The 23,480-nt window shown below is 29.2% G+C and carries 21 protein-coding genes and 1 pseudogene; 5 read left to right on the forward strand and 17 right to left on the reverse strand.

What is annotated here, in order from left to right; translation table 11 throughout:
* Positions 1 to 475: 475 nt before the first annotated feature.
* From G534_RS07795 to G534_RS0103290, 4 genes are all read right to left on the reverse strand, one after another.
* The gene (locus tag G534_RS07795) at positions 476 to 946 is read right to left on the reverse strand and encodes an NUDIX domain-containing protein (RefSeq protein ID WP_051177405.1); all 471 of its coding nucleotides are present in this window, start codon (positions 944 to 946) and stop codon (positions 476 to 478) included.
* A gap of 242 nt (positions 947 to 1,188) precedes the next feature.
* On the reverse strand, positions 1,189 to 1,374 hold the full coding sequence (locus tag G534_RS0103280; protein ID WP_027347852.1) for a hypothetical protein: 186 nt from the start codon (positions 1,372 to 1,374) through the stop codon (positions 1,189 to 1,191).
* Between the two features lie 151 nt (positions 1,375 to 1,525).
* On the reverse strand, positions 1,526 to 2,860 hold the full coding sequence (locus tag G534_RS07800; protein ID WP_051177406.1) for a ClC family H(+)/Cl(-) exchange transporter: 1,335 nt from the start codon (positions 2,858 to 2,860) through the stop codon (positions 1,526 to 1,528).
* 311 nt (positions 2,861 to 3,171) lie between these two features.
* Positions 3,172 to 5,052, reverse strand: coding sequence for a PfkB family carbohydrate kinase (locus G534_RS0103290; protein ID WP_027347853.1), 1,881 nt, complete (start codon positions 5,050 to 5,052; stop codon positions 3,172 to 3,174).
* A gap of 137 nt (positions 5,053 to 5,189) precedes the next feature.
* On the opposite strand from G534_RS0103290, the gene G534_RS07805 reads away from it, so the two are divergent.
* Genes G534_RS07805 through G534_RS0103315 form a run of 5 tightly spaced genes read left to right on the forward strand, consistent with a single transcriptional unit; the run spans position 5,190 to position 8,481 of the window.
* Entirely contained in the window at positions 5,190 to 5,579 is a 390-nt protein-coding gene (locus G534_RS07805) for a PTS sugar transporter subunit IIA (protein ID WP_034595936.1), read from the forward strand.
* Positions 5,580 to 5,588: 9 nt separating this feature from the next.
* Positions 5,589 to 6,053, forward strand: a complete 465-nt coding sequence (locus G534_RS0103300; RefSeq protein WP_027347854.1) for a PTS sugar transporter subunit IIB — start codon at positions 5,589 to 5,591, stop codon at positions 6,051 to 6,053.
* A gap of 15 nt (positions 6,054 to 6,068) precedes the next feature.
* Complete coding sequence (locus G534_RS0103305) at positions 6,069 to 6,824, forward strand: PTS mannose/fructose/sorbose/N-acetylgalactosamine transporter subunit IIC (RefSeq protein WP_027347855.1); 756 nt, start codon at positions 6,069 to 6,071, stop codon at positions 6,822 to 6,824.
* Complete coding sequence (locus G534_RS0103310) at positions 6,821 to 7,663, forward strand: PTS system mannose/fructose/sorbose family transporter subunit IID (protein ID WP_027347856.1); 843 nt, start codon at positions 6,821 to 6,823, stop codon at positions 7,661 to 7,663. Before G534_RS0103305 ends, G534_RS0103310 begins: the two co-directional genes overlap by 4 nt.
* Before the next feature lie 8 nt (positions 7,664 to 7,671).
* Positions 7,672 to 8,481: a BtpA family protein gene (locus G534_RS0103315; RefSeq protein WP_027347857.1), complete on the forward strand. Its 810-nt coding sequence runs from the start codon at positions 7,672 to 7,674 to the stop codon at positions 8,479 to 8,481.
* A 237-nt stretch (positions 8,482 to 8,718) separates the two neighbouring features.
* On the opposite strand, the pseudogene G534_RS08920 reads toward G534_RS0103315, so the two are convergent.
* The 13 genes and pseudogenes from G534_RS08920 to G534_RS0103385 all read right to left on the reverse strand — a co-directional run bounded on the left by G534_RS08920 (position 8,719) and on the right by G534_RS0103385 (position 23,472).
* Positions 8,719 to 8,998, reverse strand: a pseudogene (locus G534_RS08920) (YbaK/EbsC family protein).
* Positions 8,999 to 9,345: 347 nt separating this feature from the next.
* Positions 9,346 to 10,974 carry an alpha,alpha-phosphotrehalase gene (locus tag G534_RS0103330; protein ID WP_027347858.1) on the reverse strand — a complete coding sequence of 543 codons (1,629 nt, stop codon included), beginning with the start codon at positions 10,972 to 10,974 and terminating at the stop codon, positions 9,346 to 9,348.
* A gap of 68 nt (positions 10,975 to 11,042) precedes the next feature.
* Positions 11,043 to 12,509 (reverse strand): PTS system trehalose-specific EIIBC component, encoded by a 1,467-nt coding sequence (treP, locus tag G534_RS07815; protein ID WP_034595938.1) that lies wholly within the window; start codon positions 12,507 to 12,509, stop codon positions 11,043 to 11,045.
* An 89-nt stretch (positions 12,510 to 12,598) separates the two neighbouring features.
* Complete coding sequence (gene treR, locus G534_RS0103340; RefSeq protein ID WP_027347859.1) at positions 12,599 to 13,294, reverse strand: trehalose operon repressor; 696 nt, start codon at positions 13,292 to 13,294, stop codon at positions 12,599 to 12,601.
* 217 nt (positions 13,295 to 13,511) lie between these two features.
* Positions 13,512 to 14,840, reverse strand: coding sequence for an MATE family efflux transporter (locus tag G534_RS0103345; RefSeq protein ID WP_027347860.1), 1,329 nt, complete (start codon positions 14,838 to 14,840; stop codon positions 13,512 to 13,514).
* A 9-nt stretch (positions 14,841 to 14,849) separates the two neighbouring features.
* Entirely contained in the window at positions 14,850 to 15,764 is a 915-nt protein-coding gene (gene rbsK, locus G534_RS0103350) for a ribokinase (RefSeq protein WP_027347861.1), read from the reverse strand.
* A gap of 8 nt (positions 15,765 to 15,772) precedes the next feature.
* Complete coding sequence (locus tag G534_RS0103355; protein ID WP_027347862.1) at positions 15,773 to 16,366, reverse strand: KpsF/GutQ family sugar-phosphate isomerase; 594 nt, start codon at positions 16,364 to 16,366, stop codon at positions 15,773 to 15,775.
* A 13-nt stretch (positions 16,367 to 16,379) separates the two neighbouring features.
* Entirely contained in the window at positions 16,380 to 17,315 is a 936-nt protein-coding gene (locus G534_RS0103360; RefSeq protein ID WP_034595939.1) for an ABC transporter permease, read from the reverse strand.
* 18 nt (positions 17,316 to 17,333) lie between these two features.
* A complete protein-coding gene (locus G534_RS0103365) occupies positions 17,334 to 18,833 on the reverse strand; it encodes a sugar ABC transporter ATP-binding protein (RefSeq protein ID WP_027347864.1) in 1,500 nt (499 codons plus the stop codon).
* 65 nt (positions 18,834 to 18,898) lie between these two features.
* Positions 18,899 to 19,852, reverse strand: coding sequence for a sugar ABC transporter substrate-binding protein (locus tag G534_RS0103370; RefSeq protein ID WP_027347865.1), 954 nt, complete (start codon positions 19,850 to 19,852; stop codon positions 18,899 to 18,901).
* 18 nt (positions 19,853 to 19,870) lie between these two features.
* The gene (locus G534_RS0103375) at positions 19,871 to 20,995 is read right to left on the reverse strand and encodes a glycoside hydrolase family 172 protein (RefSeq protein ID WP_027347866.1); all 1,125 of its coding nucleotides are present in this window, start codon (positions 20,993 to 20,995) and stop codon (positions 19,871 to 19,873) included.
* Positions 20,996 to 21,083: 88 nt separating this feature from the next.
* Positions 21,084 to 22,046: a LacI family DNA-binding transcriptional regulator gene (locus G534_RS0103380; RefSeq protein ID WP_027347867.1), complete on the reverse strand. Its 963-nt coding sequence runs from the start codon at positions 22,044 to 22,046 to the stop codon at positions 21,084 to 21,086.
* A gap of 268 nt (positions 22,047 to 22,314) precedes the next feature.
* Positions 22,315 to 23,472 carry an ArgE/DapE family deacylase gene (locus G534_RS0103385; RefSeq protein ID WP_027347868.1) on the reverse strand — a complete coding sequence of 386 codons (1,158 nt, stop codon included), beginning with the start codon at positions 23,470 to 23,472 and terminating at the stop codon, positions 22,315 to 22,317.
* Positions 23,473 to 23,480: the final 8 nt, after the last annotated feature.

Below are 23,480 nucleotides of genomic sequence, written 5' to 3' on the forward strand. Positions count from 1 at the left end.
AAAATAAAAGATGGTTTATCATACAATAGATTTAATCATACAGGAAAACTAAATGTAAGAAGTGAAATAAACCTTTTATCAATAGCCTTAAACTTAAATAAATTATCATCAAAGATAATGAAAAACAATTTAGAAATAATAAAATATAAAGCTGCTTAGAAAAATATTTGTAAAAAAGCATAGCTTTATTAAGTGAGCCTATTTTTAGGTGTCTATATATAAAATTTTGAAAAATCAAAAATTTAAGACTAGACTGTAATGTCTAAATTTAGATATTTAAGAAAAAAGGTGGTGTGTAGACTAAATCTAACTAATCTGCAACACCACCTTTTTAACTCTATACATTAATTTTTATTTCCTTATTTTTCATTAAATAATCCACACCTTTTCCTATTTTACTGAGCTTACCTTGATGCAGCATTAAAATCCTATTTATATCTTACATAAAAATTCCTTATACAACATTTTTAAAATCTTAAACTCCATATACACTCTCATCAATTCTTTTAAACAACAGAACTTCACTATTTTCAATAAATCTTCTAAGTCTTAAAACTCTGCATTTTTCATACTCAGCCAAAGCTTCATCATAACTTAACTTCAAAGTTGAAAGATGAAAATCATTGATTTCCTCATTTGTCATATTCGTATTTCCAAAGGACTCAATCTTACACAGGAAATAATGATTGATATTATGTCTATGTATAAAGTTATAATAATCACTTACAATACAAATCTTTCTTAAAATCTTAACCTCAACACCAAGCTCTTCCTTAAGTTCGCGCTTAATTGCCGTTTCTAAATCTTCTCTCGGCTCAACTCCACCACCTGCAGTTTCAATAAGTGTCGCCTTTCCAAAATCATCATCTCTATTTACTCTCACAAAATAGAAATTCTCTTCATCATCTATAACTACCGCTCGAACTATTACCCTATCATGATCTATTCTTGTATAAGTATATTCACTATCTTCTAGATTTAATTGTCATTCTTTCTTATCCATCTTACCTCCTTATAAATTTACACAAACCGTTTCGATTTTACTCGAAACGGTTAATTCTATCTCTCTGTCACAACTTTCATATAAAAAAATAGCATATCAGATACTGAATCCTTCTGACACGCTTTCATTTTTACTATATTTCATCAATTAAGTAAGAAACTCTTCAAATATAAATTATATAAACTTTATTCATCCTCCCATATTTCTTTTAGAACCAGATAAAGACCGCCAACCATCATACCTATTGTCATACCAATTAGTAGCCATATTTCAAAATGATCTGAGCTTGCACCTTTTAAAGCACCTATTCCCACACCAATCATTCCGCCGAAACCTATAGCTTTTTCTCTTTTTTCTCTGTTATCTTTCATAATGTGCCCTCTAAAAAAAACAATAATAAAAACTAAACGCCAACCACTGTTACAAATTAATTACTAATCTATTCTCATAAATTTAATAATTCAAATATAATAAAGTCTATATTTTTTCAAGCTAGGTTTTGAAATCCGTCTATTACTTATATTATAGTATATCTAAAATAAATTTAATACTTAAAGTAAAATTTATTTTTTTCACCATCATTTCAAGAAGCATTTCATATACAGGCTTTATTTTGATTACATCAATCATTAAATATGCAATCATGGCACCAAGTCCAATTGGTAGAAAATAAATAAATGCACCTGTCATTTCAAGTATTAAAAGCATTGCAGTAAGTGGACTTCGAACTATCGCGGAGAAATTTGCAGCCATTGCAATTAGTGAAAATATCATAATATAGTCTTGAGTGAGTAATCCAACACTTACCATAATGCTTGCAAATATATTTCCAATAAGTGCTCCAAGCACAAGCATTGGTAAAAATATCCCACCTGGCATTCCAGAACAAAATGCTAAAAGTAAAAGTATAAATTTTGCAGTTAAAAGTAAAATTTGAGTTTTTATATCAGGATTTAATTCAAATGGTAAAAATATAAATTCTTCACCAGAACCAAATAAATTTGGAAATATAATTATCGCAATTGCAGTCACTACAAATGGAATAACTATTTTTAAATATGTAGGTAATCTTAATTTTTGATAGAATCTCTTTACAAAATAAATTCCCTTTATAAAATATTGTGATAAAAAGCCTATTAAAACTGCAAGTAATATAATCAAATAATATTTATCGATAGGTATTTCCTTAAGATGACCAACATTTATTACAGGCTTTGTACCAAATACAAAATCTGAGACATAGTCCGCTAAAAATGCAGCCGATGCCGCTATTAAAAATATGTATTTATCAAACTTTTGATGCAATTCTTCAAGTACAAATACAAATCCTGAAATCGGTGCATTAAATGCGGATGATAATCCAGCAGCTGCTCCGGCTGTTATAAATAATTTCTTGTTTTTATCATCTTTCTTTCTAATCTCTGCTATAGCCTGACCAACTGTCGCTCCCATTTGTACTGACGGACCTTCTCTTCCAACCGTAAGTCCTGTTGCAAGTCCAATAAGCCCGCCCACAAACTTAAATGGCAAAACTTTTTTCCAATTAATTCTCATTAACCCCTTCATCTGACCGGCAACCTGCGGAATTCCCGAACCACCGATTTTAGGCTCAATTTGTGTTAACAATCCAACTATAAGTCCAAAAATAATTATTACAAATAAAACTAACAAAAAACTTAAAATTGAAGATTTTCCACTTTCATAAAACATAATCATCTTTCCTTGCATAAATACCACAAGTTTCCTATATATTGAAATAAGCACACCAACCAATATTCCAATAATTGAGCCATATGCGATTAAATTAAGTTTCTTTAAGTAATGGGTGTTACTTTCCATTTTATAAATTTTCTTCATTTTAACCTCCATTAGAGATTATACTCCTTGAATAGAGAATTTTAAAAAAATTTTGTATAATAGCATATTTTTAGTTTTACAAATATATCAGACCATATCATATCCGATAAATAAAAACATTTTAAGTTTAAAATTACCTCTACCTGTATAGCAGGTGGTTTATTATTTCGTTCACTTATGTTCACTCAACTCACTAAAATGAAAAATAAAAAAGGAATAATTTTAAATAAATTTGAAATTATTCCTAGTTTTGTTTAGTTTGTATGTTATAACATATTTATTAAGTATGATAAATAATATATTTTAAATTATTACCTCGTGCTCTCTATACGATTTAAAGTCTTTAAATCAATTAATGAATCAAATGAACCCATTTTAGATATACTATAGTTTGCAGCTATTATAGCTGAGTTTGCAGCTTCATATACAGAGTAATTATCCATTAATCTTGCACAAAAAGCAGATAAAAATGCATCATTATAACTAGATTCATCAACAACCGAATGCTGTTTAGATTTAAAAAACTTTATTTCATCATTAACTTTTAAATATATTCCTTCTGATCCAAGAGAAATAATTATTATCTTTATTTTCTTTGAAGAAAAATATTTAAACTGATTTTCAATAATATTTTCCTTTGTTAACACTTTCGCTTCAAATGAAGTTAAAAATAATATATCTATATTTTTATAATCTCTGTTCGGAATATTCGTAATTGTTGAAGGTTGAAGTATAGTTTTAACCTTTTTTAACTTACATATTTTTAATATTTCACTTACTGATTCCATAGGTATTTCTGTGTTAACAATACAAAACGAAGTATTATTAAACAGATTATCATTTTTAAAAAAGAATTCCTTAGAAATAAAGTCATTAGCGCCTTTAGTAACTATAGTACTGTATTCTCCAGTTTTTTTCGTTACAACTATAGAACTAGCCGTTTTCGTTGACTTATCAATGGTTATATGTTTATCATTTATTCCATAATCTTCTAAAGTTTTAAGAATTAAATCACTAGCTTCATCACTTCCTATCCTACCTATTAATTCAACATTTTTTTCAAGCAATTTTATACCTATCGCTTGATTTAATGCCTTCCCACCGGGGATTGTTAGCATATTATCAGCATATTGTGATGAAACTTCCTCTAAACTTTTATCTATATGAACTATATTTTCTACGTTAATCCCTCCAATTACTATAGCTTTAGATTCTCTTATATCTTTTGGAATATCGATTGTAATATCATTAGTTATTAGATAGTCCTTAACAAATTTTTTCTCTTCAATTCTGTTTAACTCACATAATTGAACTATTTTCCTTCCCACAAATCTACCAAAATCTTTATTTGGTATTTTTATTGTTGAAATATCAGGTTCTTCAACACTAGATCTAATCTGATTCATCATAGAAACCAAAGAAATATCTTCTGGGAAGAATATATTTTGATTGTTAAAATATCTTCTTATATTATCAGCTGCTGTAAAATGAGAAGTTAAAATAGCAGTTGAGCTTCCAAACATAGAAACATTAAAATTCAAATCGTCATCATCAAAAGTAATTTCCTTAAAATAAGATATAGAATTATCCATTAAACATCTTTTATAGCCCTTTAAAGTCTCCATTCCTCTTAAACTATCTGATTTATAAACACAAGCAATCCTCTTATGTTTATAGTCTATTAATTTTTGTGTAGCGATATATGCCATTTTTTCATAATCAATATAAAAATTATCTATTTTCTGTTCATAAGAATTAATATATAGTATTTTATAATTATTCTGTTTAATTATTTTTTCATGATATTCACTATTATTTAAATCTACAGGCTCCCAAATAAGTCCATCAATATTCTGATTTGAAAGTTTGGATAAATTTAAATTTTCAGTTTCAATGGAATTTTGACTATCGTATATCAATAATGAATAACCTTCTGAATTAAAAACATCTAGAATACCTGTAAGTATTAGAAGTGATTTAGTAAGATTTTTAGTTATGTACGCTATGGTGAAACTCTTACTACTTTTGTTATTTAAAATAGTTTTATAAGGCATGTAATTATATTCTTTTACTACCTTTAATACTTTCTTTACAGTTTCCTCACTTAAGTCATCAACTTTATTGTTTATCACTTTTGAAACAGTAGTCGTTGATAGATTTGTCATCCTAGCTATATCCTTAATATTTATCATACGCACTCCTTTAATAATAATTATTATATACTTATTTAAAAATAAAACAAATGAAATCGTTGACATACTTATTTATTAATGATAACATATATTTACTAAATAGATTAACTAAAACTGTTTAGTAGAAAGGAGGAATAGTGAAAGTTTTAGTTGTATCCCACGGGTCTTTTGCAAAAAGCCTTGTAGAAACAGGTGCTATGATAACAGGATTCAATAATGCTTCTGATTTCTTTATACTAGATTCTGATAAAAATATTGCAGAGTATGAAAACGAAATCTTTACATATTTTGAGGATTATAACGATGACATCCTAGTTCTAGCTGACATACAAGGTGGCAGCCCTTTCAATACTGTATTAAAACTAATTAGACAATCAAGTAGGAGTAACATTTATATAATAACAGGGATAAATCTTCCTTTATATATAGAAATAGTCTCTTTAATAAAGTTTGATAATAGTAATTTAACTCAAATAGTTGAGCAAATTAAATCAATAAAAGACAGTTCAATTAAATTTATAAATTAAGAGGTAAAAATGGGAATAGTATTGACTCGTATTGATGAAAGACTTGTTCATGGACAAATAATGACTTCATGGGCAAAATATTTAAAATTAAATAGAATAGTTGTTGTTGATGATGAAGTATATAATGACGAATTTATGAGAGAAGTAATTTCTTATTCAGCTCCTGTCGGAATTGAAACAAAAGTTATAAACTCTTCTCAAATTGATTATTTAGAAATGATAAAAAATGATTCGAAAAACACTCTACTCCTATTTAAGGATATTAAAAATGTCGAAAGAGTTATTAATAATGGATATAAGATTAATGAATTACAAATAGGAAATGTTTCATCAACTCCTGATAGGAAGAAAATTACAAACAACGTTAGTTTATCAGAATCAGAATTAGTATCTTTAGATAATATAATAAAATCAGGAACTAACGTTTATGCACAAATGATGCACACAGATAAAAGAAATAATCTAACAAATTAAAATAAGGAGAAAAAAATGATAAAAGAAGCATTGCTCGTTGCATTTTTAACTTGGTTTGTTTCTGCCGCTATGCCAATGTGGCTTAGATGGGCCTTCCACTTTGGAGGACCTATAGTAGCCGGATTTATATATGGCTTAGTATTTGGAGATTTGTCTTACGGACTACAAGTTGGGGCAAATGTTATGTTGCCATACATGGGTCTAGTTGCAGTTGGTGGAGCTGTTCCATCCGACTTATCTATAGCTGGTTATTTAGGTGTCGCTATGACAATGTTAGCACATCAACCACCAGAAGTTGGTCTTACAATAGCTGTTCCATTAGCAACTCTAGGTACAATTGCTCAAAACGCAAAGATGTCTTTAAACTCTTTTGCAGTTCATAAAGCAGATAAATACGCTAAAGAAGGAAATACGACTGGAATAATGGTTATGAATGTTTTTGCATCTCAAATCGTACCTTTCGTGCTATTGTTTATACCTTCATTTCTAGCAGTGTACTTTGGTGCAGCAAGATTAGAAGCATTTTTATCAACCATTCCACAAATCGTTATAGATTCTTTAATTCTAGCAGGTAAAATATTACCAGCACTCGGATTAGCTTTACTACTTCAACAATTAGGTAGAAAAGTATTAATTCCGTTTTTCATTATTGGTTTTGTAGCATCTGCATATCTAGAATTAAATATAATGGCTATCTCAATAATTGGAGCAGCTTTAGCTATTATGCACTATATTTATTCAGGAAATAAATTAGCAGGAGGTCAAGAATGAACGATATAACTACTAAAAATAATAATAAAAATGTTAAATTATCAAAAAGCGACTTAACTAAATCTTGGTTGACTTGGATAAGCTTCGGGCAAATTTGTTATAACTATGAAAGAATGATGGGACTTGGATTCGCTCATAGTATGTCGCCTTTATTCAAAAAATTATATAAAAATGATAAAGAAAAACTTGCAGACGGTTTAACTAGACATTTGACTTTCTATAACACCGAAAATACATGGGGATCTGTTATATTAGGAATTGTAGCTTCTTTAGAAGAAGAAAAAGCTAACGGAGAAAACATTACTAATGAAACTATATCAAGCATGAAAACTGCTCTTATGGGACCAATCGCTGGTATAGGAGATTCAATTACACAAGCATTAGTAAAAGTTATTCTTTTAGGAATCGCTATCGATTTTGCTTTAAAAGGAAATCCTACTGGAGCAGTTATATTTATTCTTGGAATGAGTTTGTACGCTCTAATTGTAAGCAGAATCATGTTTAACTCTGGATATAAATTAGGTAAAAACTCTGTTGTTCAGTTGCTAAGAGAAGGCTCTTTATCTAAAATTACCGAATCTCTTGGTGTAGTTGGAATGATGGTTTTAGGCGCTTTAGTATCTGGAAATATGAACTTAAAAACTCCACTTACTTTTAAAGTTGGTGAAGTCGTTTCAGAAGTTCAACCAATGCTAGATAGCATTCTACCTAATTTACTAAATCTAGTAGCATTTGGATTCGTTTACCACTTACTTCAAAAGAGAAAAATATCTGCTAATAAAATAATTTTAATTATTTTCGCACTTGCTTTTGTATTGAAATTTACCGGAATAATGTAGGAGGATTCATGAATTTATTAGAAAAACATAGAAAAACATTTAATACTGATAAACCAATTATCGGATGCGTACACTTGACAGCAATGCCTGGTACACCTTATTACGATAAAAGCTACTCTATTGAAGAACAAATAGAGAGAGCAAAAAGAGAAGCTAAAATATTACAAGATTTAGGATTTGACGCAATAGTTTTTGCTAATGAAGCTGATAGACCTTATCTAACAGAAGTTGGTCCTGAAGTAATCGCTAATTATGTAAGAATCGCTTCTGCTGTCATAGAAGATATAAAAATCCCATATGGATGCGGAGTTTTAATAGATCCAAAAGCAACAATCGCTGTCGCTAATGCAATAGGTGCAAAATTCGTAAGAACTTATGTATCTAATTCTTATGAAACAACTTTTGGGCTTCAAAGATTTCATCCTGGAGAAATTTTCAGATATAAAAAGATGATAGAAGCAGATGATGTATCTATTTATACTTATTTTGAAGCACACGCTGGTGTAGAACTAGACACTAGAGATATATTAGATCAAATATCTAGCGCTTTCGTTTCAATGCCAATTAGCGGTATGCTCATAGGCGGACCAAGAGCTGGATTACCTCCTAAAGTATCTAAAATGGCCGAAGTGAAAAATAAATATCCAGATTATCCATTAATTATGGGTAGCGGATCAAATAAAGATAATATAAAAGAAATGTTAGAATATTGTGATGGAGTTATCGTTGGTACAACAATAAAGAAAGATCAATATCTATATAATGAAATTGATTATGACAGAGCTAAAGAATTTATCGAAGCTGCAAAAGGAAAATAATCAAACTCATAATTTAAAAACTTCCAATATCTATTTTTATTTTGATAAATGGATATTCAATTTAATATAAATTAACCTGTTTGTTAAATAAATCAAAAAAAAGTAAGCTACTCTTCATTTATTATTTTTTGATAACAACTTTAACAAACAGGTCTTTTTATTTATTATACATATTAAAAAAAAGCGTATCAGAATTATATTGGTCCTGATACGCCATAAAAAAATACTATAAATATCCTACAACTCAACAATATTTACTTCATATCCAATATTGTCAAAATATTTGAATAAATCTTTAGTCTTTATAAACATTGTTTTTTCATTTGTATTTGGGTGAAATGTCATTATTTCTTCATATATAATTTCCTTATCCATATAGATTTTTACATCTTCATCATCATTATTTAGAAGACCAAAAGGTGATACCCCCCGGCTCTAGCTTCATTTTTTCATAAAGACTATTTTCTGAAGCCATTTTTATTTGCTTTTCGCCGACAATTTCTTTAAATTTATCCATGTCCACTCTCTAATAGTCGTCCATAATCACAAGATAAAAATTTTTCTTTTTCTTATTAGTTAAAAACATAGTTTTAATTTTAGTTTTAGTTCTAACACCGACCATTCCTTCAATGAATTTATCAGCTTGCTCTATAGTTAAGGCTGGCTTATGTTCAACTATATCATATTTCTATACTTAACTCCTTCAACTTATCTACTACTTGTTCAAACATTAATACCGCCTATATCACAATATAGTTATAATTATATCATTCTTGTAAAGTTTCGTACATTTTTATTTATTAGTAAATATTGAAAATTAAACTTCTGTAGATATATTTAAATAAATTTTATGGAGAGATCAAACTATTTTCTAATTACTATCGCTTGATAAGCTTTTAATTTTTTAATGTTAAAATCATCATAATTATTTATCAATATTTCACCTTCATTATATTTTTTGATAATTTCCTCAGAAATTTCTAAATCCATCTCCTCCTCTGTAAAATTAAGCATAACAAGTATGGATTCATCTTCATATATACGTTCAAATGCATACGTTTGATAAATAGAATCTATTTTTTTATATTTTCCATGAGAAATAGTTTTATGATTTTTCCTTAGTTTAATAAGCTCTTGATAATATTTATAAATGGATTTTTGACTATTTAAATCCCTATCATAAAAATTACTCACCTTACCAAAACTTATCCAAGGCTCAACTGTTGAGAACCCATAATATGGAGAATTTTCTTCCCAAGCTACGGGAGTTCTACCATCATCTCTAGATCTTTCAGAAATTATATGAAGTGCCTCTTTTGGAGTTTTACCTTCATCAAGCAATATATTGTAATAATTTTGACTTTCAACATCAATATATTCTTCAATTCTTTCAAATCTTGGATTTGATGTACCAATTTCTTCCCCTTGATAAATATAAGGAGTTCCTCTCATCATATGTGTCAATGTAGCAATCAATGTTGCTGATTCATAATGGTAATTTATATCATCAGTAAATCTTGAAATAGCCCTTGGTTGATCATGATTGTTGAAGAACCAAGCAGACCATCCATCATGTTCTTGCATGGTTGTTTGCCATTCATCAAATAGACCAAATAACTCATCCCATCTAATCTGGTCAAGAACCCATTTTTGACCATCTTTATAATCTACCTTTAAATGGTGGAAATTAAATACCATGGATAATTCTTTCTCATCCGGATTTGAGTAAAGAATACAATTATCTATAGATGTAGAACTCATTTCTCCAACAGTAATCAGTTCACTAAATCCACCTTCACGTGCAAGTTCTTTCAAATATTTGTGAACATTTGGCCCATCCGTATAAAATCTTCTTCCATCCCCTTCATAATCATCTTCAAAGATTTCAGGTTTTGATATTAGATTTACAACATCAAGTCTAAACCCTGATACACCTTTTGATTTCCAAAAATCAACTACATCATATATTTCTCTTCTTAAATCTGGATTATCCCAGTTTAAATCAGCCTGTTTCACATGGAATAGGTGTAGATACCATTTATCAAGATTATCAACATATTCCCAGGCACTTCCGCCAAATTTTGATAACCAATTTGTTGGAGCTCCATCATTTGATTCTTTAAATATATAATAGTCTTGATGTTTTTTATCACCGCTTAGAGCTTTTTGAAACCATTCATGCTCAGTTGAAGTATGATTAAACACCATATCAAGCATAATTTCAATTCCAAGTGATTTAGCCGTATTCATCATTTCATCAAAATCATCAAAATCTCCAAATAAAGGATCGATAGATTTGTAATCTGCTACATCATATCCATTATCATATTGAGGGGACTTAAAAAAAGGTGTAATCCATACAATATCAACTCCCAAATCTTTTAATTGAGGAAGTCTTTTTGTTATACCTTTCAAATCACCTATGCCATCACCGTCTGTATCTTGAAATGATTTAATATATATTTGATAAACTACTTTATCCTTAAAATCCATATTTACTCCAATCTTCTACTAAAACGAGGAGTTCTAAAATGAACTCCTCATCTTTTACATCTTAAATTCTATATCATTTTAGCTTTTTGTCTTTTTGAGAAAAGAACTGTTAATACGAATGTTACAGCGATTGAAATTAACATAGCTACAAAGAATGTTGGCCATTTATTGAATGGGAATGATAATATTCCTGGAATACCACCAACACCTATTGAAAGAGCACCAGTATTTGTAATTACTGAGAATAATCCTGCAAGTGATGAACCAATCATAGCTGCTAAGAATGGATATCTATATTTAATATTTACACCGAACATAGCCGGTTCTGTAACACCAAGCCAAGCAGAAATCCAAGCTGGAACTCCCACTTCTTTAATTGCTGTATTTCCTCTATTTATAAATAATGTTGCAGCAACTGCTGTACCTTGAGCTATATTTGATAAAGCAATCATTGGCCATAATAATGTTGTACCTTGTTGTGTAGCAGTTGTTGTAGAATTAATCAATTCTAAATCTATCGCATTTGTCATATGATGAAGACCAGTAATAACAAGTGGTGAATAGAAGAATCCAAACACTGCTGCAAATAACCAGTTAAGTGTAGATGTAAGTCCTTTATATACTACTGAAGATATTGCAGAACCAATCTTCCAACCAATTGGTCCAAGTATAGTATGAGCTACAATAATTGAAATTAATAGTGCAAAGAATGGTACAAATATCATCTGTACTGCATCCGGTATAATCTTCTTAAAGAATCTTTCTAGATATGAAAGAGTGAAACCTGCAAGCATAGCGGGTATAACTTGCGCTTGATAACCTATCATATTTATTTTTGTAAATCCAAAGTCCCAAAATGGCACTGTTCCTTCTTCAACCGCTTTAGCAACATCATATGCATTTAAAAGTTGTGAGGATACTAATGTTATACCTAAAACAATACCTAAAATTTGAGTAGTACCCATTTTTCTAGTTACTGACCATGTAATACCCACTGGTAAGAAATGGAATATAGCCTCACCAGGTAACCATAGGAAGTGGTTTACACCATTCCAAAATGTTGACATTTGAACGATAGTTTGTTTTCCTTCTCTTAATGTAAATTCTCCAAGTTCATTAAACATTGGAACAGCTTCTAAAATATTTCTAAAACCTAAAATCAAACCACCTACAACAATCGCTGGTATTATTGGAGCGAATATTTCTGCAAGTGTTGACATTATTCTTTGAAGTGCTGTTTGATTTGATTTAGCATCAACTTTTGCCTGTTCTTTTGAAACTCCCTCAAGTCCTGAAACTTCTTTAAAGTCATTATAAAATAGGTCTACTTCATTACCAATTATAACTTGATATTGTCCAGCTTGAGTAAAACTTCCCTTTACTGATTTGAGTTTTTCTATCTCTTCTGTATTTGTTTTAGATTCGTCAAATAATACAAATCTCATTCTTGTAACACAGTGTGAAACAGCTTTGATATTTTCCTTTCCACCAACTAGCTCTAAAAGCTTTTTGGCATCTTGACTATATTTTCCCATATTTCCTCCTTTTAACTTGTACGTACTAGTCTTGTTGAGTCGATATTATCATACGAGAAAATATATTACAATATGAAATCCTTTACATTTTATCTTGTTGCATATGCTTCAAATCTAAATTTACTGTGTCTATGTTTAGATATCGTTGATTGAAATAGTTTTCCATCTTTTGTAAATGTGTAAGATTCAATATTTACAAGCAAATCATCTTCATCTACTCCTAAAATTTCCATATCTAAACTTGTAGGTTTTTCTACAGTCACGATTTTTTTAGCATATCCTATCTCTACACCCAATTTTGTTTCAATAAATTCATAAATACTATTTTCACAAATTTTCTTAGTTAGCCCTGGTATCAAATCACCATCAAGATAGTCTATGTCAAGGACATTCTTCTCTCCATCCATTGATCTTAATCTTACGACTTTTACACAATTATCAAAATGAGATGAAAAATCATTTTCTTCCTTATAACCATATTCAAGAAAAACTACTTTAGTTTTAGCTTTCAAACCATTTCTGATATTTAATTCTTTAAATGACTCAATCTTTGAAGTTGGAAAAGTATATTTATTTCTAAGTTTTACTGTAGCCTGTCTTCCTCTGCTTTTTTCAATATAATTATTTTGTTCTAATAGCGAAGTCGCTTTTCTTACAGTATCTCTAGAGCATTTATATTTCATTTGTAATTGCGATTCAGAAGGGATATTTTCTCCCACTTTCAATTTATTCGATTCAATCTTTTCTTTAAAATCTTCATAAATTTTTTTGTATAAAGCTTTCATATCTTCCCCTTCTTAGAATATTTATCCTTTTAAATCTAATCTTAATGTCTATATAATTTAGCACTTTTAAAAATCATTTTTATTAATATATATTATATCAATAAAATAGCATGTTTTCTGACAAAGCACTTATATATTTGTAATTATTAGAATTGATGCGTTTTTATCACGATAAAGCAAAAAGAAGATAGAGCTAATTCTATCTTCTAAATTCTAACTAAGCTATTTCCAATTTCTTAAATTTTCTATATATATAATATCCATATAAATCCGCTACGAACCATCCAATTACTATACTAATCCATATACCAAATGTACCATAATATACATGTAAAATATTCGCAAGTAGCACTCTTAGCCCTAGTGATATTACAGTTAGTATTATGGACTGTTTTCCCCTAGATAATCCTCTATAATATCCATACCATAAGAAAAGTATTCCTATTCCTATGTAAAATACACCTTCTGTCCTTAGATAATTGACTCCTACTTTTAATACTTCTATTTCACTTTCTTTTACAAAAATAAGCATAAGATTTTCAGCAAAAATATATACCAATATCGATGAAATTAAACAAAATATAATAGAAACTAACATGGATAATTTAAGTCCTTTATCTATTCTTTCTTTGTTATTTGCTCCATTATTTTGTGCTACAAAACTTGCGAATGCATTCCCGAAATCTTGTGCTGGCATATATGCAAAAGCATCTATTTTTACTACTGTCGCAAATGCCGCCGACACTATAAGTCCATAACTATTTACCAATCCTTGTATCATCAATATTCCAAAATTCATAATCGATTGTTGTATGGCTGTTAAACTAGAATTGTCAATTATATCCATTAAAACATACTTTTCAAATTCCATATGTTCTTTTTTAGGTAATAAATCTTTTCTTTTAATTACCAAATACATTGTAATTCCTAATGATGCGAACACTTGAGCAATTATTGTTGCCCACGCCGCACCAGCTACTCCCATATTAAAATATTTAATAAAAGCATAGTCTAAATAGATATTAATTAATGTAGAGCATATTAAAAAATATAGAGCAATTTTGGTATTACCTATCGATCTTAATATAGATGCTACAAAATTATATAGAAATATAAAAAATATACCTATAAAAATTATACTCAGATATTCTCTAGTCATAACCAAAGCTTCACTAGGTATATTAATCCAAACTAATATTTTATCTAGTAAAAGATATGACAATATATTTAAAACCAAAGATACCACTAAAACAAAAATAAAAGAATTAAATATAGCACTCTTCAATTTATCATGAGAGTTGGCACCATAATAATGAGAAAAAGATACACTTGCTCCCATAGTAAAGCCAATTATAATTGAGCTAATTAAAACCATTAAAGCATAAGAAGAACCCACCGCAGTCAATGCGATATTCCCTAAAAGTTTCCCAACAATCAATGTATCAAATATATTGTACATTTGTTGAAATATATTCCCAATTATAATTGGTATAGAAAATAATATTAATGATTTTAGTATATTTCCTTTAGTTAAATTTACTTCCATGATTTTCCCTTAAATTTTACTTATATATTCAAGCACATCTTCTAAATATGGTAGAGAAGGTATTGCTCCATCTTTTGTTACAGTTAGAGCCCCTACACAATTCGCAAATTCAACAGATTCTCCTAAACTTTTATCATTTACTAAACAATAAGCGAGCGCCCCATTAAATGAATCTCCGGCAGCAATCGTGTTTATAGCTTCTACATTTTGTGCTTCTATATATCCTCGTTCATCTTCCGTTAAATAAATCACGCCTTTATCTCCTAAAGTTACTATAACATTATTAACACCTAAGTCTAACAATTTTTTAGCTGATTTGTATGCTTGATCAATGCTATCGATTTTATCACCAGTTAGAATTCCTAATTCTGTTTCATTAGGTGTTAAATAAGTTACTTTACTTAACAATTCTTTACTTAACTTCTGGGCTGGAGCAGGATTTAACACAACAGGAACGCTTAAATCGTGAGCGATATTTATAGCCTCTTCCATAACTTCTAATTGCATCTCCAACTGTAAAACTAAAATCTTACTTCTTTTTATTTCGTTTCTAATTTTATATAAATCATCTAAATTATATTCAAGATTAGAACCTGGAATAACAATAATTCTGTTATCTCCATCATCCTCATTCACAACCATACCAACTCCAGTAGAAGACTTGTTATTTATTAAAATATTATCACTATTAATATTTTCATTTTCTAGAACTTTTAAAAATGATTTTCCATGAACATCATCTCCAAGCATTCCAGCCATACTCACATTAGCTCCTAGTCTACTTGCTGCTACAGCTTGATTTATACCTTTACCTCCAGGCATTATTTTTAGACTGTCTCCTATTATTGTTTCTCCTTTTATTGGAGCTCTAGGCGTTTTAATTATATGGTCCATCATAAAACTACCAATAACTAATATATCCATATCTCCTCCTATTTTGATAATTTGTCTCCTAAACTTCCTCCTGGATGATAAAGATGAAAATCTTCTTTCTTAAATCCTTTTAACTCACTTAAAACACAAGCCAATGAATCTCCAATAACCAGCATAATGGTAGAACTTGTAGTTGGAGCTAAGTCTAAATGATCAGCTTCTTTTTCATAACTATAACAAAGAGCTATATCAGTATTTTTAGCTAATGTCGAATTTTCAGAGCTAGATATAGATATAGTTGGTATTTTCATTTTTCTTAAAGAATTTATAGTATTAAGAACCTCTTTAGTCTCACCACTATTTGAAAGCAATATAGCTACATCATTTTCTTGAATCATTCCTAAATCTCCATGTACAGCTTCAGTTGCATGAACAAATATGGATGGAGTACCTGTACTAGATATAGTTGCCGCCAATTTCGTTCCTATATGTCCTGATTTCCCCACCCCTATAAATACTATTTTTCCCTTTGCATTTAGCATAAGATTGATTGCTTTTTCATACTCATCATTATATAAATTTTTAAGTTTTTCTAACTCTCTTACTTGAGCATCTGTATAGTCAATTAATTTTTCTATAATATTTTTTGACATTTTTTCTCCTATTTTAATCTAAATCTAAACTATCCCAGTATACCGCTATCAATATTATGATACCTTTTATTATCATTTGTATATAATTACTTATACCTAATATTGTTAAACCATTTAATAGAACTACTACTACTAAAGAACCTATTATAGTTCCTAAAACTGTTCCTCTACCTCCTGACATTGTTGCTCCTCCTAATACTACAGCAACTATAGCGTCAAGTTCTAGACCAACCCCATAAGATGGAATACCAGATGAAACTCTACCAATTACTAATAAACTTCCTATACCAACTAAAACACCCGCTATTAAATATGTAAATATATAAACTTTTGATAAATTAATACCTGAAAATTCAGCTGCTTGTTTATTACTACCTACAGCATAAATTTCTCTACCAATTTTTGTTTTAGATAAAATAAACATAGTAATCGCAAGTAATAAACCAACTAAGTATGTTGGAAATGGAATCCCTAAAAAACTTCCGTTGAATATTGATAAATAAGCGTTATTACTAAAAGGTATTGTAGCACCATTTGTGATTATGTAAGAAGCCCCTCTAGCCACATTCATTGTAGATAACGTTATAATGAAAGGATTTAAATCTGTCTTAGCAACAAATAATCCGTGAACAAGCCCAAATAATGTACTTACTGAAATTGTAACTAAAATCCCTACTATTAATGGAGCTCCTTTGTTCATAGACAAAACTCCTACAATAGTAGAAAGAGCAACTACAGCTCCCATAGATAAATCAATTCCACCTGTTAATATAATAAAAGTCATAGCAAAAGCCGTTATTATAGTAATCCCAGATTGAAATATAATATTTCTCAAGTTACCATATGTTAAAAAGTAATTATTCATCAAAGAAAATATAACAAATAAAATCCCTATTATAATGGTATTTGTTAAAACTCTATTTTTTAATATTTTTTTTACTACTTCCACTTTATTTATCTCCTCCAACTATTTTGAATTTGTTTTCTCTACTTTTGTTGCAATTTCCATAAATTTTTCTTGATTAAATTCTTCTCTATTTTCTATTTCACCACTAAGTTCTTTGTTTTTCATTATTAGTATTCTGTCACTAAGTCTTAGCAACTCTGGCAAATCTGAAGAAACTAATATTATAGAAATTCCTTGTTTTGTCATATCATATATAATCTCATATATTTCTTCTTTAGCCCCAATATCTACTCCTACTGTAGGCTCATCTAAAAAAAGTATACTAGGATTATTCATAGCCCATTTAGCAAAAATAACTTTCTGTTGATTACCGCCACTTAAATCAGTAACATTTTGGTCTCTACTTCTAGATTTAATATTTAATTTATTTATATATTTATCACTTTCTTCATTTTCAAGTTTAAGGTCTAAAATTCCATTATTTACTATTTTATTTAAATTGTTAATTGTTATATTATGTTTAATACTTAAATCTGTTAGCAAACCTGTTTTTTTTCTATCTTCAGTCAAGTACCCTATATTATTCTTTAATGCATCTTGAATATTTTTTATTTCAACTTTTTCACCATTTATATATATCTCACCATCATACTTAGAATATCCATAAATAGCATTTAATATTTCGGTTCTTCCTGAACCAACTAAACCACCTATACCGAGAATTTCAGATTTGTGAAGCTTAAAGCTTATATTCTTTATCCCCTCATTACTTGAAAGATTTTTCACTTCTAAAACTACATCTTCTCCTATTTCTCTTTCCACTTCTTCTACCGATTTCAATTCTCTACCGACCATACCACGTATCATACGTTTATATGATATTTCATCTTTTTTCATAGTCTCAATTGTTTTTCCATCTCTTAACACTGTTATACTGTCAGAAATAGCTATAACATCATCTAGTTCATGAGAAATATATAAAATTGATACTCCTTTATCCTTCAAAACATGTATAAGTTCAAATAATTTATCTTGCTCTTTTCTAGATAAAGTTGTTGTAGGTTCATCTAAAATTATTAATTTAGCATCCATTGATAAAATTCGTACAATTGATACTAATTGTCTTTGAGCTGTAGATAATTCTCTTACCAATACCCTAGGATTTAAATTAAGATTATAGTTTGATATTATTTCAATGGCTGTTTTTTCTATTTCTTTCCAATCTACAATTCCATATTTATTTGTTGGCGTATGACCTAAAACTATATTTTCCATAACACTTAAGTCTTCAACTAATGGAAAACTTTGATGAACTGTTCCTATACCCAAATCTTGAGAATATACAGGATTTATAAAATCTACTTCTTTACCTTCCCAATAAAACTTACCACTAGTTTTTTTGTAAATACCACTTATAAGCTTTATTAATGTAGATTTTCCTGCACCATTTTCACCAACTAGAGAATGAATTTCTCCCTTTTCTATATCAAAATTTACTCCAGATAAAGCATAAAATGAATTGAATTTTTTAGTAATATTCTCTATTTTTAATAATGACATTTTTCACTCCGTAACCATTTCTATATAATGAGCTTCTATCAATTTGATAGAAGCTCACAAGAATCTTATTTATAATCTTCTCCATATATTTGTTTCCATATTTCTTTAAAGTTATTTTTATCAACTAAAACATGATCAACAACTACTTCAGATTTTTCTTCTGCTTTTCCTTCTATTTGGTCAATTAAGTTTTTAACGGATGCAGCACTTTGTTCAATTGGATTTTGAGATGATGTTGCGTAAATCCAACCCTCATCAATCATTCTTAATATTTCTTTATCTCCATCAATACCTACTACTGTTAAATCTTTTAATCCCATATTTTTTGCAGCTCTACCCGCTCCTATAGTTGCATTTGCAAATGATCCATAAACACCATTTAAATCCGGATGTGAAGTATAAATATTTTCAGCTGTAGAGATCGCTTCATCTGTTGTCATAACTCTATTTTCTTCTACAATTTCAATATTTGGATATTTTTCTAAATATTCTTTAAATCCTTTTGTTCTTAGAGCAACACCCGGCATTGTAGCTGTAATATCAATTATAGCTATTTTACCTTTTTCTCCCATACCTTCAACTAATGCTTTAGCTGCTTGTTGTCCACCACCATATCCATCAGAAGTCATAACATGATCTGTAGATGGACCTTCAGAAATAATTTTAATATCTTTATCTCTAGCATTTTTAACCGCTGGAACTATTGCGTCTACATCTAGAGGAATTATCGACATAGCTTTTACCCCTTTAGCTGTGAATGATTCTATATTAGATATTTGCGTTTCTAAATTACCATTAGGGTTTAAAAATTCGTAATCATATCCTGATTCTTTAACTGCTTTTTCAAAACCTTGAGCAAATGATTGTGACCAGTCATCATCTTGTCTATGAATTACTAATGCAATTGTTCCTTTTTCTCCGCCACTGTTACCACTTCCACCTTGATTATTTTCTTGATTACACGCAACAAGAGATAACACCATTAATGCTGATAAAACTATCGCTAATACTTTTTTCATTTTTTTCTCCTTATAATTTTAATATTTACTCAAATCAATTTTTCCATTAATTGGCTCTAATTTTTCATCTGTTAATCCTTCAATAGTATCTATAGGCAATCTTTCTTCTACAGGTAATATTTCTTCGAATTTTTTATGTGGTTCTGTTTGATACCAGTATGCCGTACTTGAATAATCATCACTTCTATGATTATTGTGTCCATGTTCTATAGTAACTTTTATGGATTTTTCGAACATAATTGGGTCCTCTATATGATATCTATAAGTACTTATTTTTCCTGACCAATTATCTCCTCCACCCATTGTGATTCCAAAATATGGAGAATGATACTCTTGTTGTGGACACCATGCAGTATTAAAATAATCTTCCATTCCTGTACCATGAAGAGATGGAGGCCATTCTTCTCCGTCAATGAAAATCATGTCGTCACCTTCTCCATACCAGTTCCATTCTCTAGTAAATCTTAAATTATGAATATTTAGATTACATCCTATATAATGCCCTTTTCCTTCAGCTTCTAGTAGAACATAATTTTCATCTCCAGTTGTATTTTTTCCACCGAATTCATATTCAACATTTGATACTTCTTTATCATCTATACCTTTAGTTAATTCTCTACGCCAAGTTGCATGGAATCTATAAGGGCTATTAATATCCTCTTTTTTATGTTCTTCGTAATCTATGTAGAAATAAAACTTTATAGGATATTTAGTATTACACTCTACTTCAATTCTTGCTGATTTATCAAAAGGCATTGGAAGAAATGCATTAAATGCTTTACCACCTTCTGGAGCCATTTGAAACGGTGCAGATACATAGTTTTTCACTACACCATGCCCAATACCAAAAAAATCCCCTATTGGAACTTCAACACTAGGATTAACTTCATCATCCCAAAACATTCTTAAAACAACTTTTCTATATATATAGTCTTCATTAGTTTTAGTAGAATGTGGAGCCATTGTTATCCATATATGTCTAATAATTCCTGGTGTCTTGATATTTGCGATATCTTTTACATCTCCTGGTTCAAAAACAAAGAAATCTTTGTTTCCACCTTCTAAATCAAAACTTGATTTTCTCTTTCTTTTCCCTTTTCTGGCCATATAAATATTATTTATACCTCCAGCCAACAGTTCCATAAAATCCCTCCTAACGTTTGTTTTTCAGTTGTGGTATCGATACCAGTTTTGTTTAAAAAAATATATTTATATATATATTTATTTTTATTTATTTATTTGAAGTTGATTCTCGAACAACTAATTTTGTTTGAACATTTATCTTTTTTGTCCCATTGAGTTCTATTTTTTCATTCATTATATCTATCAGTGTTTTAACCATTATTTTTGCAATTTCCGGTGTTGATTGTTCTATTGTAGTTAAACCAGGTTTTACTCTTGAAGATAAATTAGTATTATCAAAACCTACCACTTTTATATCTTCAGGTATATTTATTCCTTTTTCTTGAGCGTAGAATATCAAGTCTATAGCAGTATCATCATTCCAACAGAATATAGCATCATAATTTTTATAATCTATTCTATCAAAACTACGTTGCAAATCATTAAACCCTGCTGTTTCTCCTAATATTCCATATTTTCTACAAGTTTTTTTAAACTCTTTCATCCTTATATAAGAAGGAAAGTTATGGATATATGGGTGTAAATATAATACTTTTTCACATCCAATTTCATGTAAATGTTTAACTGCTAGTCTAACACCTTGTTCATGATTCGTTATAAGCTGATAGCCTTGAACTTCATCAAAGTTCATTCTCTCCCATAAAACCATAGGTATTTTATCTAAATGTCTTCTTAAGTTTGTGCCCGAAGATGCCATAACACCATCGATACCAACTCTTTTTATCATAGATATATAAACATTTTCTTTTTTTAAACTATGATTAAGGTTACAAATGATTAAATTATAGCCACGATCTAAACATTCTTTTTCTACATTTTCCGCTAACTCTACAAAAAAAGAATTTCTTAAATCTGGTAAAATCAAAGCAAATATTTTTGACTCCCTACTTTTTAAAGATTGTGCATTCAAGCTAGGGATATAATCAAGTTCTTCTATCGCTTTTCTTATTTTTGCTTGAGTTTTAGCACTTACAATTCCACTATTATTAATATATCGTGAAACCGTAGACACTGATACTCCTGCAAGTTTGGCTACATCTTTTATAGTCATATGAAACTCCTTACAATTATATTAATTTAAATTTTTTTTTAAGTCAATTAGTTTAGATATCGTTTTCATGAATTATTTAGAGATAAAAAAATAACATATAAGCTGTTATATTGTATTTTCCTTATTTATTTATTGAAATGGATTTCATATTATTCTTTTTATATTTTTTACAATTTTTTAATATTTTATTAAAATATTTAAATCTCTAACATTAATCACATATAATTTTTATAAATTAAAACCATAAGTTAACTGGTGGTGTTCTACCCTATCTCTCCAAAAATCTAAGACATGTATCCTTAAATATTCTTACATTTTCACTATATTCATCTAGTTCGACATATTCGTCAACTATATGAGCTGTTTTTGTAACTCCAGGACCATATACGACTAATTGAATATCATCTCTGATATGAATGTATCTGGATAGTTCACATGTACCTATCAACGCTTTTACAACTATATTTTTATCTTTTGCTGATTCTTTTAATGAATTTATTAAATCATTTTCTTTACTTGCAAGAGCAGGGTCTAATACTTGAATCAATTCAAGACTTAGCTTGGCCTTACTATCATCCTTATTATTTTCTTCTATAGCATCTTCTAAAACTTTTATAGATTGTTCAGATCCAAATTCAGGTACTGTTCTTATATTTCCACTAATACTTGCATTTTCTGGTACAGAATTAAATTGAATTCCACCTTCTATCATTGAGAAAACATTCAATGTTGAACCTAAGTCAGCATTTTGATATTTTTCATCATTAGTTATTTCATCAAATTTTGCTTGTACATTTGTTACAAAATCTGTAATGGTTGTTATAGCATTTATACCAATTTCTGGCATTGAAGAATGACACGCTCTTCCCTTTGCATTTACTGTATACATGATAGAACCTTTAGATGCATATATAGCTAAGTGTTCATCCTCTCCTTTTGTAGGTTCAGATATTAAGATTGCGTCTACATCATCTAGTAAACCTTTTTCTACAAGATCCAATGCTCCTTGCATTCCTACTTCTTCTCCAACCGTACCTATAAACCAAATTTCACCTTTAAATTCAACGCCTTCTTCTAGAATTTCTAAAATAGCGTATAAACTAGCAGCAACCCCTGCTTTCATATCAGAAGTTCCTCTTCCATACATCTTATTATCAACTATTTTTCCTTCAAAAGGAGGATAAGTCCAGCCTTCTCCAGCTTCGACTACATCTAAATGTCCTGAAAAAGCAAATATTTTACCTTTTTCTTTACCTTTAACTTTAACTAATATATTTGATCTATTAGGATAAGAATCGATTATTTGAGTTTCTACATTATCATAATCTTTAAATAATTTTTCGATATATTCAGCAACTTCCTTTTCATTATCATTCACTGATTCTATTTGAATTAAATCTCTCAGAATATCAATATATTTTTCCATAATTTATC

The sequence above is a fragment of the Helcococcus sueciensis DSM 17243 genome, from assembly GCF_000423145.1.
Lineage (GTDB): Bacteria > Bacillota > Clostridia > Tissierellales > Peptoniphilaceae > Helcococcus > Helcococcus sueciensis.